This window comes from Bradyrhizobium sp. CAR08 (assembly GCF_052871955.1).
Genome location: NZ_JBIXJX010000002.1, coordinates 443,614 through 459,923, shown reverse-complemented (window position 1 = coordinate 459,923; position 16,310 = coordinate 443,614). Strand labels below are relative to the sequence as shown.

Here is a 16,310-nt window from a genome sequence, read left to right as displayed (position 1 = left end):
GGAGACAGCGTTCGTACCTCACGTCACCGCATTCACCACCTGATACTCCGGCCGCCGCCAAATTTCGCCCGCGATCACCTCCTCGATGAACTCGGCTGCCCGCACGATCTCGCCCTCGCCGATATACAGCGGCGTGATGCCAAACCTCATGATGTCAGGCGCGCGGAAATCGCCGATCACGCCACCGGCGATGAGGGCTTGCATCGCGGCATAGCCGCCGTCGAAGGCGAAGGAGACCTGAGAGCCGCGGCGCTCATGCGTGCGCGGCGTAACAAGCTTCAAGGACGGACAGCGGCGTTCGACCTCGGCAATCAGGAGATCGCCGAGGGCCAGCGAGCGGGCCCGGACCTCGGCGATATCGACGCGGTCCCAGATGTCGAGCGAAGCTTCCAATGCCGCCATTGCCAGCACCGGCGGCGTTCCCACGCGCATGCGCTCAACGCCACCTGCGGCCGCATAGGCAAGCTCGAACGCGAACGGCTTTGCGTGTCCCATCCACCCCGACAAAGCGGCGCGCACGCTGTCGGCGTGGCGCGGCGCAACGTAGAGGAAGGCCGGCGCGCCGGGGCCGGCGTTGATGTATTTGTAGGTGCATCCAGCGGCGAAATCCGCGCCGGTGCCTGCAAGGTCAACCGGCAGCGCGCCGGCCGAATGCGCGAGGTCCCAGACCGTGACGATGCCGAGCCCATGCGCTCTTGCAGTCAGCTTCGCCATGTCGTGGCACCGTCCGGTGCGGTAATCGACCTCGGTGATGTAGAGCACCGCGATCTCCTCCGACAACGAAGCCTCGATCTCCTCCGGCGCCACCAGGCGCAATTGATGGCCACGGTCAAGGGTCGCGATCAGGCCTTCGGCCATGTAGAGGTCGGTCGGAAAGTTGCCGGTGTCCGATAGAACGACCTTGCGCGACGCGTTCATGTCGAGCGCGGCGGCGAGCGCCTGATAGACCTTGAGCGACAGCGTATCTCCGACCATGACGGAGCCGGCTTCCGCACCGATCAGGCGCGCGATGCGATCGCCGACATGGCGCGGCTGGGCATACCAGCCAGCCGTATTCCAGGCGCGGATCAAGTCATCGCCCCACTCGGCGGTGATGACGCGGCTGACGCGCTCGGCAACGCCAAGCGGCAACGCGCCGAGCGAATTGCCGTCGAGATAGATCACACCGTCCGGCATATGGAACAGCGCTTTGGTGTCGTCGTAGACGCGAAGCTTGGTCATGGAATTCTCTACAGGATCGTGCGCACGCGCCAGAGTTCCGGAAACAGCTCGACCTCCAGCATGCGCTTGAGGTAGCTGACGCCGCCGGTGCCACCGGTGCCGCGCTTGAAGCCGATGACGCGCTCGACCGTCGTCACATGGTTGAAGCGCCAGCGCCGGAAATAGTCCTCGAAATCGACCAGCTTCTCGGCGAGCTCGTAGAGCATCCAGTGCGTTTCCGGCGCCTCGTAGACGATACGCCAAGCCTGCAGCACACCTTCATTGAAGCTATGAGTCTCGCGAACATCGCGCGCCAGCACGGCCGCAGGCATCTTGAGCCCGTTGCGGTCGGCGAGCCGCAGCACCTCGTCATAGAGGCTTGGCGTTGCGAGCTCGGCTTCGAGCAGCTGCGTTGTTTCCAGATCGTGCGCGTGCGGCTTGAGCATGGCGTGGTTGCGGTTGCCGAGCAGGAATTCGATCTGCCGGTATTGCCGCGACTGGAAGCCTGAGGACTGGCCAAGCTGCGAGCGGAAGCGCGTATACTCGCTGGGCGTCATGGTGCGCAGCACGTCCCAGGCGCCGTTGAGCTGCTCGAAGATGCGCGACATCCGTGCCAGCATCTTCATTGCAGGCTGCACCTCATCCTTCGCGATCGAACGGCGTGCGGAGCTGAGCTCGTGGATGGCGAGCCGCATCCACAGCTCGGTGGTCTGATGCTGGATGATGAACAGCATCTCGTCATGGGCTTCCGACAGGGGATGCTGCGCGCCGAGGATCGCGTCCAGCGCCAGATAGTGTCCATAGGACATGCGCCGGGCGAAATCGGTCTCAGCGCCTTCGCTTGCGGGATCGTATTGGCTGGACGTCATGGCAGGCCCTTTCGATCGATCTTCAAGGCCTCGTCAGTCGAGGCCGATCAGGCGCGCGGTGATGGGCGACGACGGGTCCTTGAGGGCGTCGATCACGGTGAAATGGTTCAGCCCGGGATCGACGACAAGACGCGTCGGCACATCGAAACCAGTCCAGACATTGGCCATCAGATCGGACTGGCGGATGAATTCGGGCCGCTCGTTGCCACCGACCCAGGCGGTCACCGGCGAAGGCCCGCGCGGCAGATGCAGCGCCGCGCTTTCCAGCGTCGCCTCCTCCATCGTCATGCGCAGGGTGTCGTTCATCCTGGTCTTGAGCAGCGGACGCAGATCATGCAGGCCGCTGATGGACAGCGTGCCGGCGACGCGGTTGTAGACGGCGGGCTCCAGCCGGCTGTCGTCGCACAGCATACGCGTAACGAGATGCCCGCCGGCGGAATGGCCGGCGAGCCGGATCGGGCCCGCGACCAGCGAGGCCGCCTTGGCAATCGCTGTGGTGATTTCCGCCGTAATGTCGGAGATGCGCGCGGCCGGCGTCAGCGTGTAGCTTGGCAGTGCCACCGTCCAGCCGTGATGGCGCGCGCCTTCGGCGAGATCAGTCCATGTCGACTTGTCGAAGCGCATCCAGTAGCCGCCGTGGACGAACACGACGAGGCCCTTGCTGTCGCCGTCGGGCAAGATCAGATCGAGGCGCTGGCGCTCACCGGGGCCATAGGCGATGTCAGCGCGAAACTCCTTCAGCCCGGCGCGATAAGCCGCCGCCCGCTCCGCCCACAGCGCCGGTATCTTGTCCGAGCCCGGGATATGGGCCGAATTGGCGTAGGCGTCATCCCAATCGCGCATCGTGCTTCCTCGACGGACTCAAGGCCTTGTGGACCAGGCGCCAGTCTGCCACCAGCGCGGGCGGCATCCTAGTCTTTCTTTAAGCTTAAAGGATTTGGGCGCCGGGGGATTGGGCAGCCGGAAGATGGTTCGTTCCCCAGGGCGCAGCGCAGCGTGAAACGATGCGCTGCTGAACCGCGGTCCAAATGTGCGGTGACGTGGGTCCTGGCTCTGTCCGGGACACGAGGGCTACCCCTGCTCCACCCCGCACCAATCCGCGATGAACAGCGCCATTGCCTTGGTCGTCTTTTTCAGCGAGTCCAGATCGACATATTCATTGAAGCCGTGCATCTCGCCGCCACTCGCGCCGAAGCACAGGCTCGGGATGCCGTGATTGAGGCCGTAGAAGCGGGTGTCGGTAAGCGCGGTGAAGACGAGGTCTTCGATTTGGCCGCCATAGACGGTGCTGAAGGCCTTGCCGAACGCCGCCTCAGGCGCGGTGGCATTGGTCAGCTCATAGCCTTCCGACAAAAAGCCCGACCATTCGATCTCCGGCGGATTGTTGGCGAGGAAGCGGTGGTTGCGTGCGGCGGCGGCGACACGCGCAAGAATCTCCTTCTGGTGATCGGCGATCGACCAGCCCGGCAACACGGCAATCCGGCAATCGACGTCGCACCAGGCCGGCACGCTGGAGGCCCAGTCGCCGCCCTTGATGATGCCGGGGTTGAAGTTGATGGGATGGTTCAGCGTCTTGAAGTGACGATCGGCTTTCGCGCGCTCGTTCCACTCGATCTCGAGTTTTTGCAGCGCCTGGATCAAATGATAGGCCGCCATGATTGCATTCGCGCCGGAGCCGGCGAAGGCGACATGGGTCGGATGGCCCTTCACGCGCAGGCGGAACCAGATCACGCCCACCTGCGAGCGCACCATCTTGCCGCCGGTCGGCTCAGGAATGAAGCAGGCATCCGCACGATAGCCTCGTTGAAGCGTCGAGAGCGCCCCGACGCCGGTGCTCTCCTCCTCGATCACAGACTGGAAGTGAATCCGCGCCGTCGGCCTCAGGCCGGCGGCCCTGATCGCATCGAGCGCGGAGAGCGCTGCGATGGTGCCCGACTTCATGTCGCAGGCACCGCGACCGAACATCTTGCCGTCCTTGATGACGGGCGAGAACGGCGGGGTGTCCCACAATTCCAGCGGCCCCGCGGGCACCACGTCGCAATGGCCCTGGAGGATCAGCGATTTGCCCGCCTCGGTTTTGGGCCGGTACGTGCCGACCACAGTGCGGGCCTTCGAAAAATCGTGCTCGATGGGCCCGAAGCCGCGCAGATCCTTGAGGTCGTCGACATTGATGTGCCAGTCGTCGACCTCGTATCCGCGCGCGCGCAGGAGGTCGCCGATCATGTCCTGGCATGGCCCCTCCGCACCGCGCGTCGAGGGGATCGCGACGAAATCGCGTGTGGTCGCGAGTTGGGCTTCGAAGCCGGCATCGACGGCGTCAAGAATCCTCTGCTGCGTTTCGGCATTCATCCGGCAACTCCAATCGGGCATTGAGATCATCGATGGAGCGCAAGCTAACCGATTTCAGCCGTTCCGGTACTCTGCAAAATAGGCATCCCGCAATGCATCTTCGAGCAGCCGGCCCTCCGAATAGCCATTCAGTGTCGCCGGCCGGCGCACGCCGTCGAGCAGCCGCGGGCAAGGCTCCGGCGCGCCGAGCACCGTGCGCACCGGGATGCGCTCGGCATAGATCGGCAATTCATAGTCCTCGTCGTCGTCGGCGACACCCTTGGCCCGGATTTTCGCGGAGGCCTCCTCGATCTCCATCGCGATAAAGGAGGTCGCCTTGATCTCCTGGGTGTTGCTCGCCCGCAGGCTCGCGGTGCGATCGGGGAAGAAGCGGTCGACCATCGCGATGACCGCGCGCTCTTTCTCGTCGGGATCGGTGACGAGATAGGCGGTGCCGAATGCCATCACGGCGCGGTAGTCGGCCGAGTGATTGAATCCGCAGCGCGCCAGCACCAGGCTGTCGAGATGGGCGACCGTCAGGCACACACGCTCGCCCCTGGTCTGGTTGCGCAGCATGCGGCTGGCGCTTGAGCCGTGCCAGTACAGCTTCGTCCCTTCGCGCCAGAAGAAGGTCGGCGTGCAATAGGGCTGGCCGTCGATCGCGTAGGAGACGTGGCAGAGCATCGAGGAATCCAGGATGCGATGAACGGTGTCGTGATCGTAGAAGCCGCGGTCATGACGGCGCTTCACCTGGTTGCGCGTGGATATCGGATAGGAATTCTGGTTCTCGGTCTGGCTCACGGCCGCTCCTGTCGGATTTGAACAATGCCAGAACAGTTGTAGGCGCGGATTTGGTCTGCGATAGTGCCAATTCCATGCGAAAAATTCCGACCAATTCCGTCCCGTCGCCCGCCAAGGCCGAGCTGCCGCTCGACCTCGCAGGCCCGCACATCACGGCTGGCGCCTCGTCGGCGCACCGGCTGTATCAGGCGCTGTGCGAGATGATCGTCGGAGGTCTGGTGAAACCCGGCGAGCCGCTGCCGCCGTCGCGCACGCTGGCCAAACAGACCGGCTTTCGGCGCAATGCCGTCGTCACCGCCTATGAGCGGCTGATCGCCGACGGCTTTGCCGACGCAACCGTCGGCTCCGGCACCTTCGTGGCCGCGCGCATCCCCGCGCGCGCGGCCGAGCCGAAGCGGCCCAAGATCAGCGTCGAAACGCCGGGGCAAGGCGCGTTTTCACTCGGCTGCACCCATATCGACGCGCGTGCCGTGCAGCATTTCCGGGCCTTTGTCGGCCGTCGCATGCGCGCCTTCGGCGCGGAGCATCTGCACTATGGCGATCCCCGTGGCAGCCGCGAACTGCGTGCGGCGATCGCCGATCATCTGTTGTCGGCGCGGGGCCTGCGCTGCGATCCCGATCAGATCATGCTGACGTCAGGCACGCTGCACGCGCTGCGCATCGTGCTGAGCGCAATCCTGAAGCCCAACGACCAGGTCTGGTGCGAGGACCCGGGTTACCCCGCCGCGCGCAAGACTATCGCGCATTGCGGCTATCGTGCCGTCTCCGTTCCCGTCGACGCGCACGGCATGCGGGTCGCCAAAGGCCGCGCAGCGGCGCCGTCCGCGCGCGCAGCCTATGTGACGCCGTCGCACCAGTTTCCGCTGGGTGTGCAGATGTCGATGCCGCGGCGGCTCGAGCTGCTGGACTGGGCCAGGCAGGCCGGCGCCTTCGTGCTGGAAGACGATTACGACAGCGAATTCCGTTACGACGGCGCGCCGCTGATGTCGCTGGCCGGCATCGATCATCTCCAGCGCGTGATTTACATGGGTACGTTCGCCAAGACGTTGTTTCCGGGCCTGCGCATCGGCTATTGCGCCCTGCCCGAGCGCTTGATTGCGGATGTGACCGCGGCGCGGGCTGCGCTCGACCGCTTTCCCGGCACGCTGATGGAGGGTGCGGTGGCCGACATGCTCAATTCCGGCGCGTTCGCGGCGAACCTGAAGCGCGTGCGCAAGCTTTACCGCGAGGCGCGCGACGCGCTGGCCGGGAGGCTCGAAGCCGCATCCGATGGCGTGCTGTCGGTGCCGGTCCCATCACAGGGTCTGCATCTAGTCGCCCGGTTCGATCCCTCGGTCGATCCGCTCGTGGCGGCGAAAGCCAAGCAGGCCGCGGGCGCCGAAGGCTGGCTGTTGGCCGACACCTATTCACGCTCGCGCCCACAGCCCGGTTTCGTGCTGGGATTTTCCGGCCACGCGGTTTCGAAGCTCGTGGCCTCCGCCGAACGACTCGCGCGGGAATCGCGAGTGGCCTTGCGAGCGAGGCGCACGCCGGCCCGGCGGGCATGATGAACGTTCACTATGAGAATCGGCTGCCGCTCCCTACATTGCGGCATCGATGCCGGGAGCTCACACCATGCCGCTACGCCGCGCGACTTGCCTCTCGCTCCTGATCTTCATCGCACTCGCCGCGACCGCGCGCGCAGGCACGGTCGGACGCGAGCAGGACATCGTCGATCTCAAGCTCGGCCAGCGCGTGCAAGTGGACGACGGAACCTGCCCCGCCGGACAGGTCAAGGAAGTGCGCGGCGCCAAGATGACCGACAAGGGCGTCGCACGGACGAGCACCTGCGTGTCGCGGTTTGGTCCGAAATCAAAGCGATGAGCGCTACTTCGCCGGATCGAACATACATTGCAGGGTCGGCTTGGCGATCTTGGTGAAGGTCGGGCCGATTTCGGTCTGCTTTGCGGCCGGCACCCAGTCGGTCTCGATCGTCGGCACCCCGGTCTCGCTGATGCCGCGCAGCAGGGCCTCGCGAAGATCGCGATCCTCGACGACGGCGGCAGCATGATCGTGCAGGCAGCCGCAGACCTCTTCCGGATGCTCCCATCGCCCGAGCATGCGCGGCGCGCATTGCCTCACGAACTCGGTACGGGGATCGGGTAATCTGGAGGGAGAGCGCACTTGCGCCTGAACGGCACTGATCGTCAGAAGGGATATGAACGCCGCGGCGCAGGAACGAGCAAGCATGATGGCCTTTATTGGCTGATTTTTCTTGTTGGCGATCAGAAGCGCGCGGCAACCACGATCGGCTGCGGTGCCGGGATCATGATCGGCGAGCCGCTGTACTGGAAAGTACCGATACCCGGGACATTGCCGTCCGGCGAGCCTGCGAACGAGGAGCCGGCGAGCACGAAACCGAAAGCAAGGATGAGGCTGAGCGTGCGCATGAAGTTCTCTCCGAATTCGGTGGCCGGCGTGCGCCGTCGTCGTTGTGAGGTTGATAACCATGGGCGGTTTCGCGCGTGATGCGCCAAAGCCGGAAAATGGTTTCGTCTCCGTGAGAATTGTTTCGTCCCGCTCGAGGCGACGACATATTCCATGGAAAATCTCAATCTTTTCAGATGGGTCGTGCGGTCACCCAATGTAGCCTGGCAGGTTCCGGCGAGCTCGGATGCGCCGCGGAACGCCGGCGCCGTCATGATCCCGCCTCACACCCTTCACATGCGTTTTACGTTTTTCTGCTGAAGAGAAGCCGAACGAAGGCTGGGTCCTGTCGAACCGGGGGCGCTTCGACTGCGACCCAAGCTATCGAGACCGAGGACGCCCGAGCATCGCCGAGCGCGTTCATGTGAGGAACAGCCATCATGACCGCGCAGAATCGCGCAACGACGCGCGATGCGGACCAACGAACGGACCGCCGGGAGCAACGACCTGTTCACAGCAGTGCCCATTCGCCTGGCGAAATGGCGCTGCAATCGAGCCGGGGCTTTGAGGCCACGCCGCAGTCATTCGTGCGGCTGACCGGCTCGCATCTTGCAAAACCGCGCGCCATCCGCGCTGACATCATCGAGTGAACGCAAACCCCTCACTGAGTGCACGCGAGAGCGTCACTGAGTGAACGCAAGAGCGTCACTGAGTGAAGAACTCTCCGCACTTCTGGACGTTGGCGTCCGCCGGTCCCCACGGCATGACCGGCACGGTCGAGGTCGAGTTCTTCGGCGAACCCTCGATCAGCCTGTCCGAATAGACCATGTAGACCAGCACGTTGCGCTTCGCGTCACAGCCGCGCACGATCTGCATCTTCTTGAAGAACAGCGAGCGGCGCTGGCGGAACATGTCGTCGCCCTGCTCCATCTTGTTCTTGAACTTGATCGGGCCGACCTGACGGCAGGCGAGCGAAATGTCCGAGACTTCCTCGGCAAGGCCCAGCCAGCCCTTGAAGCCGCCCTTCTCCGGCACCGTAAAATGACAGGCCACGCCCTCGACTTCAGGATCGTCGAGGCCGTAGGTCGCAAGCTTGTCGTTCGGGCTCATCCATTTGAACACGGTCGAGCGGCGAAAGATCAGATCCGGCTCGTCGGCGGCGAAGGCGGACGCTGCCGGCACGGTCAACGCCATGAGGAATAAAGCGAGGCCTTTCAAGCGGATGCTGGAAAGACTGCGGAAACGAGATGACATGAACCTCTCCGGTAACAACTTCCAGCAATGTAGGGATGAGGCGACCGATCAGGAAGACGACCGGCAAGCCGACACGGCCGCCGTTTACCGCTCCGTGAGGCTTTTTTGCTACGCTTTGGACAAATGTAGCTGATGGCAGAACCGCCATGCTGGTGAACGCGTATCCCCTCTGAGAGACTAACATCTGATTTGGATTATGGATTCGAGGATGAACAGCGTGAACGGGGCCGGTTTTTCTGCCAAGCCGACGCGGCTTTGGCAGGTCGCCATTTTGGCGGCGGCGGGTGCGATCGGCACGGCAAGCCAGGCGGACGCAGCGTTTTATTACTGGACGGACTATTCCGACGGGTCCTACGGGCGCCAGGAGCGCCATCTCGACGTCCCGCGCCAGAAGCCGCAGAAGCGCGGTGCGGTCGGCAAAAAAGACCTTGTTGCCGAAAAAGAAGCCGGCACCAAACCGCAAGGTCCTCTCGTCATCGTCGTCTCGATCGACCGGCAGAAGGTCACGGTCTACGACAGCAAAGGCGTGTTCGCGGAATCCCCGGTTTCGACGGGCATGAAGGGCCATTCGACGCCGATGGGTGTGTTCAGCGTCATCCAGAAGCACAAATTCCACCACTCCAACATCTATAGCGGCGCGCCGATGCCGTACATGCAGCGGATCACCTGGTCGGGCGTTGCCATGCATGCCGGCGTGCTGCCGGGCTATCCAGCCTCGCACGGCTGCATCCGCATGCCGATGGCGTTCGCGGTGAAGATGTGGAACTGGACCAGGATGGGCGCGCGCGTGATCGTTTCGCCCGGTCAGATGTCGCCGCAGAAGTTCTCACATCCGCTGCTTGCCTCGCTGCGCGTGCCACCGCAACCCGCGGCCAGCCTCGAGCCGCAGACCAATGCCGGCGACAAGGCCGACAAGGGCACGGCCAATACCGCGGCCACCGAAGCAAAGCCGGTTGAAACGAAAACCGCCAGCGCCGACGGCGTGCCCGAGCTGCGCTCGTCGGTCGGCCACACCGTGATGTCGGACGTGACCACCGGATATGCCCCAGCCCGCGAGGAGGCCCCGGCATCGGCCGACAACACCGAGACAACGGCAAAGCCCGAGACCAAGCCCGCTGAGGCGGCGGACGCGGCCAAGCCAGAGGCCGGAGACGCCGCGCAGCCCGCGAACACTGAAGCGAAGCCTGTCGACGCCGCGGAGACGCCGAAGTCCGAACTCGCGAAGACATCCGATGCACCGGCCGCGGCGCCAGCGCAGGCGGCCACGACCGACGTCAAGAAGGACGAAACCCGCGTTGCCGATCCGGCGCCCGTGGCAAAACCTGAAGCGCCCAAGCGAGCGGGCCAGATCGCGGTCTTCATCAGCCGCAAGGATTCCAAGCTCTACGTGCGGCAGAACTTTGCGCCGCTGTTCGAGGTGCCTGTCACAATCGCCGCGAGTGATCGGCCGCTCGGCACGCATGTCTTTACCGCCGAAATCGACAAGGCCGATTCCAATGCGCTGCATTGGTCGGTGGTGTCCTTGCCAGTGTCGGTCCGTTCTGCCGCGCGCGAAGATGACGGCCGCGTGACAGGCCGCCAACGTGGCGCGGCGGTGATTCCCGTCGCCGTAAAGCCTGTGGTCCCGCCGGACAGTCCAGCCGAGGCCCTGGACCGCGTCTCGATCCCGGCCGACACGATCGCGAGGATCAACGAAATGCTGACATCGGGCGGCTCGATCATCGTCTCCGACCAGGGCATCAACCAGGGCGAGACTGGCGAAGGCACCGATTTCATCGTCCGCCTGTACTAACGCGCCTCATCGCGGCAGATAACGCCGTGTTGACGACGCCGCTCGCACCGACGGGGTAACATGCGCCCCGGATCATTTCGGGGGACGCCGTTATGATGAACCGCAGGACCATACTCATCGCCGCCTTTGCAGGCACGCTGGCGCCGGCGACGCGTGCACTGGCGGATGGCGGCATGAGCCGAATTTCCGCCTACGCCTTCTCTTTCCCGGCATTGTCAGGCGACGACATCCGCCTTGCGGCCTTCACTGGCAGGCCGCTGCTGGTGGTGAACACCGCTTCGCTCTGCGGTTACACGCCGCAATATGCCGGCCTGCAAGACATCTGGGGCGAATTTCGCGAACGCGGCCTCACCGTCATTGGCGTGCCCTCCAACGATTTCGGCGGACAGGAGCCCGGCGGCACCAGTGAGATCTCGGAAACCGCCCACCACCAATACGGCGTTACCTTCCCCATCGCGGCCAAGGCCATCGTGGTCGGTGCAAAGGCGCATCCATTCTACAAATGGGCGGCAGAGGCGCGCCCGCGAGAAGTTCCGCGCTGGAACTTCCACAAATATCTGATCGGCCGGGACGGCTATATCGCCGATGTCTTTGCATCCGCGGTCGAACCGACAGACACGCGGATCAAGACGGCGATCGCCAAGGCGCTGGCCGACACTTGACGCCACGCCTCCCCAGCCCGGTTGGGCACAATTGGGCTGGCGCGCCAAACAGCCGTTGCAATGGCGAGGGCCCACCATCTAGGCTAGGATTGTTATGGGCAGGATGGTTTTGCCGAAGGCGAAAAGCCGCGGCGGAACAACGGGATCAATCTCGAGGACAACACCATGCGTGTGGCGGCAGGACTGATATTGGCAAGCGCGATGTCTCTGGCGATGACGGGCGCGGCATGGTCGCAGACCCCGGCTGCAAAGCCCGCCGCCGCGACGCAGGCCGCACCGGCGGCAACACCGGCTGCGGCTGCGCCCGCTGCAGCTCCCGCACCCGCTCCTGCAGCAGCCGCCGCGCCGGCGGGCTTCGTCAATCCTCCGCCGCCTAAGCAGGCGCCGCAGCCCGCCCGCGCAGCCTGCAACACGCCGGGCGCGCTTGGGGTCGCCCGCACCGTCGAGATCGACACCACGGGCGGTCCTGGCTTCGGCTTCGAGCATTTCAAGGAGCTCGATTTCCTGCGCGACCACGAGGTAGTGCTGACCTTCGACGACGGCCCCTGGCCCAAGAACACGCCCGCGGTGCTGAAGGCGCTCGCCGACGAGTGCACCACCGGCATCTTCTTCTCGATCGGCAAGCACGCGACCTACGAGCCGGAGATCCTGAAGCAGGTCTACGCGGCCGGCCATACCGTGGGCACCCACACCTGGTCGCACGCCAACCTCAACAACAAGAAGCTCACGGAAGCGCAGCGCAAGGAAGAGATCGAGAAGGGTCTTTCCGCGGTGAAATGGGCGCTCGGCGGCATTTCGCCCTCGCCTTTCTTCCGCTTCCCGGCGCTCCAGCATCCGCCGGAGATGGTCACCTATCTCGGCAACCGCAACACGGCGATTTTCTCCTGCGACATCGACTCCTTCGACTTCAAGGCCTCGAAGCCCGAGAAGGTGGTCGAGACCGTCATGAAGAAGCTCGACAGCAAGGGCAAGGGCATCATCCTGATGCACGACTTCCAGAAGCACACTGCGGAAGCCCTGCCCGAATTGCTCAAGCGCCTGAAGGCTGGCGGTTACAAGGTGGTGGCGATGCGCGCCAAGTTCCCGGCCTCGACGCTGCCGGAATACGACCAGGAGCTGCTCAAGGACGTCAAGCTGCCGACGGTGAGCAACCGGCCAGTCAACAGCGTCGTGACGACGGTCTCCGAATAGCCGCGCCATTGTCCTTTCGCATCGAAGGCTACGTCATCGTCTCCGCGGACGGCATGCTCGCCGACGCGGAGCATGTCATGCCCGACAGCCTGAAGTTCGAAGGCGACAAGCTGTTCTTCGAGCAGGCGCTCGATCGCGCCGCGCTGATCGTGCACGGCCGTCACTCGCATGAGCAGCAGCCGAATTCACCCAAGCGCAAGCGCCTGATCCTGACCCGCAAGATCCAGACTCTGACCGTCGATCCCGAGATGCCGAACGCGACCTTGTGGAATCCGGCTCACGCCAGCTTTGAGGACGCCTGTGCGTTCGCCAATGTCGCTTCCGGCACCATCGCAATCATCGGCGGCCCCGTCGTGTTCGACATGTTCATGGATCGCTACGATACGTTCTGGCTGTCGGAAGCCCCGCACCTTCGGCTGCCCGGCGGCGAGGGCTGTTTTGTCGAAGTACCGGGGCGCACGCCTCAGGAGGTGCTGGCCTCACACGGGATGAAGCCGGGCGCGCCGTATCTGCTCGACGCCGCGCATGACGTGACGGTGACGCCATGGCGCAGGACGTAGTGGCTTAACCTTTATACGTCCCCGTAGGCCGCCTCGGCCGGACGCGTGGCGCGCCCGTAGCCCATGATCATGAACAGGGCGCCGATGATCGACAGGTTCTTGAGCGCGTCGACCAGCATCTTGCCGTTGTCAGGCGGCACCTGGTTCCAGAAGTCGTAGAACAGGAAGGTCGCGACCGCGACATAGATAATCATCAGCATCGCGAAGAAGCGCGCGCCGAAATTCAGCGCGATCATCACGCCTGCGATGATCTCGAGCACGCCGACTGCGATCGCCAGCAGTTGCGGCGTGGTCATGGCCGTCGCCGTCTCGATCTGCTTGGCGTAAGGCGCGATCATGTCGGGCATCACGACCTTGGCGGCGATGAAATCAACGGTCGCCTGCATGGCAAACAGTCTTGCCGCACCCGTGTAGATGAACAGCACGGCGAACAGGATCCGCCCGAAAGTCACGAACGCTGGCATGATCGGCCTCTTTGCTCAGGCTTTTGAATTCTCGCGAAAGCACTTCGCGATTATGAAGATACATTCGCCGGTTTACAAACGGGGAAATGGCTAACTGCGAGCAATTCAAAGTTGGTGGCCCGGCACTGCACCTTCTCTCCTCGCGGGAGAAGGTGGCGCGAAGCGCCGGATGAGGGGTCGCGCTCTGCAATTCAACCGTGAGAAATGTGCGCGCGGAAGCAACCCCTCACCCGTCTCGCCGCTCCGCGGCGAGCCACCCTCTCTCACAAGGGGAGAGGGGAAGGCCACGCAGCGGCCTACGTAAACAACGTCGGCTGCTGCCGCGACGCGCGCTCCTGCGCTTCCACCACAGCCACTGCGGTCATGTTGAGGATGCCGCGCGCCGTTACCGACGGGGTGAGGATGTGAGCCGGGCGCGCCGGGCCGATCAGGATCGGCCCGACGGGGAGCGCGTCCGCCAGCGACTTGATCATCTGATAAGCGACGTTGGCGGTGTCGAGGCTTGGCATGATCATGATGTTGGCTTCGCCCTCGAGCTTGGAGTGCGGCAGCACCATTTTGCGCGCGGCGGCCGAGAGCGCGGTGTCGCCTTGCATCTCGCCGTCGGCCTCGAGTTCCGGATGCTTCTCCTTCAGGAGCTGGGTCGCCCGGCGCATCTTGCGCGAGGATTCCGTGTCGTAGCTGCCGAAATCCGAATGCGAGACGAAGGCGATCTTCGGCTTGATGTTGAAGCGTTGGACGTGGACCGCCGCGAGCGAGGCGATCTCGGCGAGCTCTTCGGCGCTCGGATTGGGCCGCACCTGGGTGTCGGCGATGAAGAAGGCGCCCTTGCTCGTGATCAGCAGCGCCAGCGCCGCATAGTCGCTGATTCCCGGGGTGAACCCGACGATCTCGCGAACATGGCGCAGATGGCTCATGTAGCGGCCCTCGACGCCGCAGAGCATGGCGTCCGCCTCTCCGCGCACCACCGCGAGCGCCGCGATGACGGTGTTGTTGGTGCGCACCACCGTGCGCGCCGCATCCGGCGTCACGCCGCGGCGGCCGGCGACCTCGCCATAGGACTGCACGTAGGAGCGGTAGCGCGGATCGTCCTCGGGATTGACCAGGTCGAAGTCCCTGCCGGCCTTGATAGACAGGCCGAAGCGCTCGATGCGGGCCTCGACCACCGACGGACGTCCGACCAGGATCGGCATCGCCAGCTTCTCTTCCAGCACCACCTGGGTGGCGCGCAGCACGCGCTCATCCTCGCCTTCGGCGTAGATCACGCGCACCGGTTGGGTCTTGGCCTTGGCGAACATCGGCTTCATGACGAGGCCGGAGCGGAAGGCGAAGCGCTCGAGCAACGCGGTGTACTCGTCGAAATTGGTGATGGGCCGGGTCGCAACGCCCGATTCCATCGCGGCCTTCGCCACCGCCGGCGCGATGCGCAGGATCAATCTCGGATCAAAGGGACTCGGGATCAGCGAGCCCGGGCCAAACCCTTGCGTCTCGCCGGTATCGAAGCCTTGCGCGACCGCATCGGACGGCGCCTCGCGCGCGAGCTGCGCGATGGCCTCGACGGCGGCGTGCTTCATCTCCTCGTTGATCGCGGTGGCGCCGACATCGAGCGCGCCACGGAAGATGAAGGGAAAGCACAGGACGTTGTTGACCTGGTTCGGATAGTCGGAGCGGCCAGTGCAGATCATGGCGTCGGGACGGGCTTTGCGCGCCTCCTCCGGCATGATCTCCGGCGTCGGATTCGCGAGCGCCATGATGAGCGGCTTGTCGCCCATCGCCTTGGCCATCTCGGGCTTGAGCACGCCCGGTGCGGAGAGGCCGATAAAGATGTCGGCGCCGCCGATGACGTCGGCGAGCGTGCGCTTGTCGGTCTTCTGCGCATAGACCGCCTTCCAGCGGTCCATCGTGGTGTTGCGGCCTTCGTGAACAAGGCCGTCGATGTCGCAGACCCAGATGTTCTTGCGCTGCGCCCCCATCGACACCAGCAGGTTCAGTGTCGCAAGCGCTGCGGCCCCTGCCCCCGATGCCACGATCTTGACGTCCGACAGGTTCTTGCCGTTCAGGCGCAGACCGTTGGTGATCGCGGCGGCGACGATGATCGCGGTGCCGTGCTGGTCGTCGTGAAAGACCGGGATCTTCATGCGCTCCTTGAGCTGCGCCTCGATCTCGAAGCATTCCGGTCCGCGGATGTCCTCGAGATTGATGCCGCCGAAGGTCGGCTCGAGCGCGGCCACGGTCTCGACCACGCGTTCGATGGTGTCGGCCGCGATCTCGATGTCGAACACGTCAATGCCGGCGAATTTCTTGAACAGGACCGCCTTGCCCTCCATCACCGGCTTCGAGGCCAGCGGGCCGATATTGCCGAGGCCGAGCACGGCGGTGCCGTTCGAAACCACGGCAACCAGGTTGGAGCGTATCGTCAGCGTCGCCGCTTCCGCGGGGTTCTTGGCGATCTCCATGCAGGCGGCGGCGACGCCGGGGGAATAGGCCAGCGCGAGGTCGCGCTGGTTGGCGAGCGGCTTGCTCGCCTGGATCTCGAGCTTTCCGGGGCGCGGCAGCCGATGATAGGCCAGCGCCGCCTGGTGGAGATCATCAGAATAGGACGACATGCGGTGTCTTGCCTCGCGTTACCGGCCTCAAACTACGTTGTCCTGACCGGCCCGCCTTCGGGTGGTATTTCCGGGTCATGGAAACGGGATGAAGCACGTCGGGCGGCCCGGTGGCAACATCCGATTGCGGCCCCATCAACAGGGCGCGCGGTCAAATATCTGATAGCGCTCGCTTTC

17 protein-coding genes are annotated in these 16,310 nt (G+C 64.4%); 7 read left to right on the top strand and 10 right to left on the bottom strand.

Going from position 1 to position 16,310, the window contains the following annotated elements; all coding sequences use genetic code 11:
- Positions 1 to 18 precede the first annotated feature (18 nt).
- The 5 genes from kynU to ACIPUD_RS05885 all read right to left on the bottom strand — a co-directional run bounded on the left by kynU (position 19) and on the right by ACIPUD_RS05885 (position 5,198).
- A complete protein-coding gene (gene kynU / locus ACIPUD_RS05905; RefSeq protein WP_247368703.1) occupies positions 19 to 1,221 on the bottom strand; it encodes a kynureninase in 1,203 nt (400 codons plus the stop codon).
- Between the two features lie 8 nt (positions 1,222 to 1,229).
- Positions 1,230 to 2,069 (bottom strand): tryptophan 2,3-dioxygenase, encoded by an 840-nt coding sequence (kynA, locus tag ACIPUD_RS05900; protein WP_247368706.1) that lies wholly within the window; start codon positions 2,067 to 2,069, stop codon positions 1,230 to 1,232.
- Positions 2,070 to 2,102: 33 nt separating this feature from the next.
- Complete coding sequence (locus tag ACIPUD_RS05895; RefSeq protein ID WP_247368708.1) at positions 2,103 to 2,912, bottom strand: alpha/beta hydrolase; 810 nt, start codon at positions 2,910 to 2,912, stop codon at positions 2,103 to 2,105.
- Between the two features lie 228 nt (positions 2,913 to 3,140).
- On the bottom strand, positions 3,141 to 4,418 hold the full coding sequence (locus tag ACIPUD_RS05890; RefSeq protein WP_247368709.1) for an ArgE/DapE family deacylase: 1,278 nt from the start codon (positions 4,416 to 4,418) through the stop codon (positions 3,141 to 3,143).
- Positions 4,419 to 4,472: 54 nt separating this feature from the next.
- The gene (locus ACIPUD_RS05885; protein ID WP_247368329.1) at positions 4,473 to 5,198 is read right to left on the bottom strand and encodes a pyridoxamine 5'-phosphate oxidase family protein; all 726 of its coding nucleotides are present in this window, start codon (positions 5,196 to 5,198) and stop codon (positions 4,473 to 4,475) included.
- A gap of 74 nt (positions 5,199 to 5,272) precedes the next feature.
- Between ACIPUD_RS05885 and pdxR the strand changes: the two genes are divergently transcribed.
- Both pdxR and ACIPUD_RS05875 read left to right on the top strand, forming a co-directional pair.
- Positions 5,273 to 6,745 (top strand): MocR-like pyridoxine biosynthesis transcription factor PdxR, encoded by a 1,473-nt coding sequence (pdxR, locus tag ACIPUD_RS05880; protein ID WP_446480247.1) that lies wholly within the window; start codon positions 5,273 to 5,275, stop codon positions 6,743 to 6,745.
- Positions 6,746 to 6,812: 67 nt separating this feature from the next.
- Complete coding sequence (locus ACIPUD_RS05875; protein ID WP_247368715.1) at positions 6,813 to 7,061, top strand: DUF6719 family protein; 249 nt, start codon at positions 6,813 to 6,815, stop codon at positions 7,059 to 7,061.
- 3 nt (positions 7,062 to 7,064) lie between these two features.
- On the opposite strand, the gene ACIPUD_RS05870 is transcribed toward ACIPUD_RS05875, so the two are convergent.
- Together ACIPUD_RS05870 and ACIPUD_RS05865 are read right to left on the bottom strand one after the other, a co-directional pair.
- A complete protein-coding gene (locus ACIPUD_RS05870) occupies positions 7,065 to 7,427 on the bottom strand; it encodes a hypothetical protein (protein ID WP_085352965.1) in 363 nt (120 codons plus the stop codon).
- 35 nt (positions 7,428 to 7,462) lie between these two features.
- The gene (locus ACIPUD_RS05865; RefSeq protein ID WP_018456302.1) at positions 7,463 to 7,627 is read right to left on the bottom strand and encodes a hypothetical protein; all 165 of its coding nucleotides are present in this window, start codon (positions 7,625 to 7,627) and stop codon (positions 7,463 to 7,465) included.
- A 417-nt stretch (positions 7,628 to 8,044) separates the two neighbouring features.
- Here ACIPUD_RS05865 and ACIPUD_RS05860 point away from each other — a divergent pair, with 417 nt between their 5' ends.
- The gene (locus tag ACIPUD_RS05860) at positions 8,045 to 8,254 is read left to right on the top strand and encodes a hypothetical protein (RefSeq protein ID WP_204511014.1); all 210 of its coding nucleotides are present in this window, start codon (positions 8,045 to 8,047) and stop codon (positions 8,252 to 8,254) included.
- Between the two features lie 55 nt (positions 8,255 to 8,309).
- On the opposite strand, the gene ACIPUD_RS05855 is transcribed toward ACIPUD_RS05860, so the two are convergent.
- Positions 8,310 to 8,858 carry a CreA family protein gene (locus tag ACIPUD_RS05855; RefSeq protein WP_026233134.1) on the bottom strand — a complete coding sequence of 183 codons (549 nt, stop codon included), beginning with the start codon at positions 8,856 to 8,858 and terminating at the stop codon, positions 8,310 to 8,312.
- 208 nt (positions 8,859 to 9,066) lie between these two features.
- On the opposite strand from ACIPUD_RS05855, the gene ACIPUD_RS05850 reads away from it, so the two are divergent.
- From ACIPUD_RS05850 to ACIPUD_RS05835, 4 genes are all read left to right on the top strand, one after another.
- Positions 9,067 to 10,650 carry a L,D-transpeptidase family protein gene (locus ACIPUD_RS05850; RefSeq protein WP_085384887.1) on the top strand — a complete coding sequence of 528 codons (1,584 nt, stop codon included), beginning with the start codon at positions 9,067 to 9,069 and terminating at the stop codon, positions 10,648 to 10,650.
- A 92-nt stretch (positions 10,651 to 10,742) separates the two neighbouring features.
- Positions 10,743 to 11,312 carry a glutathione peroxidase gene (locus tag ACIPUD_RS05845; protein WP_247391422.1) on the top strand — a complete coding sequence of 190 codons (570 nt, stop codon included), beginning with the start codon at positions 10,743 to 10,745 and terminating at the stop codon, positions 11,310 to 11,312.
- A gap of 165 nt (positions 11,313 to 11,477) precedes the next feature.
- On the top strand, positions 11,478 to 12,503 hold the full coding sequence (locus tag ACIPUD_RS05840) for a polysaccharide deacetylase family protein (RefSeq protein WP_247368337.1): 1,026 nt from the start codon (positions 11,478 to 11,480) through the stop codon (positions 12,501 to 12,503).
- 8 nt (positions 12,504 to 12,511) lie between these two features.
- Entirely contained in the window at positions 12,512 to 13,063 is a 552-nt protein-coding gene (locus ACIPUD_RS05835; RefSeq protein WP_247368339.1) for a dihydrofolate reductase, read from the top strand.
- An 11-nt stretch (positions 13,064 to 13,074) separates the two neighbouring features.
- Here the strand turns inward: ACIPUD_RS05835 and ACIPUD_RS05830 are convergent, their stop codons facing one another.
- Together ACIPUD_RS05830 and ACIPUD_RS05825 are read right to left on the bottom strand one after the other, a co-directional pair.
- On the bottom strand, positions 13,075 to 13,527 hold the full coding sequence (locus tag ACIPUD_RS05830) for a DoxX family protein (protein WP_018456294.1): 453 nt from the start codon (positions 13,525 to 13,527) through the stop codon (positions 13,075 to 13,077).
- Between the two features lie 296 nt (positions 13,528 to 13,823).
- The gene (locus ACIPUD_RS05825) at positions 13,824 to 16,133 is read right to left on the bottom strand and encodes an NADP-dependent malic enzyme (RefSeq protein ID WP_018456292.1); all 2,310 of its coding nucleotides are present in this window, start codon (positions 16,131 to 16,133) and stop codon (positions 13,824 to 13,826) included.
- Between the last annotated feature and the right edge of the window lie 177 nt (positions 16,134 to 16,310).

What these genes read in the sequence shown, in the direction of transcription:
- kynU (WP_247368703.1), bottom strand. Translation starts at nt 1,221, where the DNA reads ATGACCAAGCTTCGCGTCTACGACGACACCAAAGCGCTGTTCCATATG.
- kynA (WP_247368706.1), bottom strand. Translation starts at nt 2,069, where the DNA reads ATGACGTCCAGCCAATACGATCCCGCAAGCGAAGGCGCTGAGACCGAT.
- ACIPUD_RS05895 (WP_247368708.1), bottom strand. Translation starts at nt 2,912, where the DNA reads ATGCGCGATTGGGATGACGCCTACGCCAATTCGGCCCATATCCCGGGC.
- ACIPUD_RS05890 (WP_247368709.1), bottom strand. Translation starts at nt 4,418, where the DNA reads ATGAATGCCGAAACGCAGCAGAGGATTCTTGACGCCGTCGATGCCGGC.
- pdxR (WP_446480247.1), top strand. Translation starts at nt 5,273, where the DNA reads ATGCGAAAAATTCCGACCAATTCCGTCCCGTCGCCCGCCAAGGCCGAG.
- ACIPUD_RS05875 (WP_247368715.1), top strand. Translation starts at nt 6,813, where the DNA reads ATGCCGCTACGCCGCGCGACTTGCCTCTCGCTCCTGATCTTCATCGCA.
- ACIPUD_RS05870 (WP_085352965.1), bottom strand. Translation starts at nt 7,427, where the DNA reads ATGCTTGCTCGTTCCTGCGCCGCGGCGTTCATATCCCTTCTGACGATC.
- ACIPUD_RS05865 (WP_018456302.1), bottom strand. Translation starts at nt 7,627, where the DNA reads ATGCGCACGCTCAGCCTCATCCTTGCTTTCGGTTTCGTGCTCGCCGGC.
- ACIPUD_RS05860 (WP_204511014.1), top strand. Translation starts at nt 8,045, where the DNA reads ATGACCGCGCAGAATCGCGCAACGACGCGCGATGCGGACCAACGAACG.
- ACIPUD_RS05855 (WP_026233134.1), bottom strand. Translation starts at nt 8,858, where the DNA reads ATGTCATCTCGTTTCCGCAGTCTTTCCAGCATCCGCTTGAAAGGCCTC.
- ACIPUD_RS05850 (WP_085384887.1), top strand. Translation starts at nt 9,067, where the DNA reads ATGAACAGCGTGAACGGGGCCGGTTTTTCTGCCAAGCCGACGCGGCTT.
- ACIPUD_RS05845 (WP_247391422.1), top strand. Translation starts at nt 10,743, where the DNA reads ATGATGAACCGCAGGACCATACTCATCGCCGCCTTTGCAGGCACGCTG.
- ACIPUD_RS05840 (WP_247368337.1), top strand. Translation starts at nt 11,478, where the DNA reads ATGCGTGTGGCGGCAGGACTGATATTGGCAAGCGCGATGTCTCTGGCG.
- ACIPUD_RS05830 (WP_018456294.1), bottom strand. Translation starts at nt 13,527, where the DNA reads ATGCCAGCGTTCGTGACTTTCGGGCGGATCCTGTTCGCCGTGCTGTTC.
- ACIPUD_RS05825 (WP_018456292.1), bottom strand. Translation starts at nt 16,133, where the DNA reads ATGTCGTCCTATTCTGATGATCTCCACCAGGCGGCGCTGGCCTATCAT.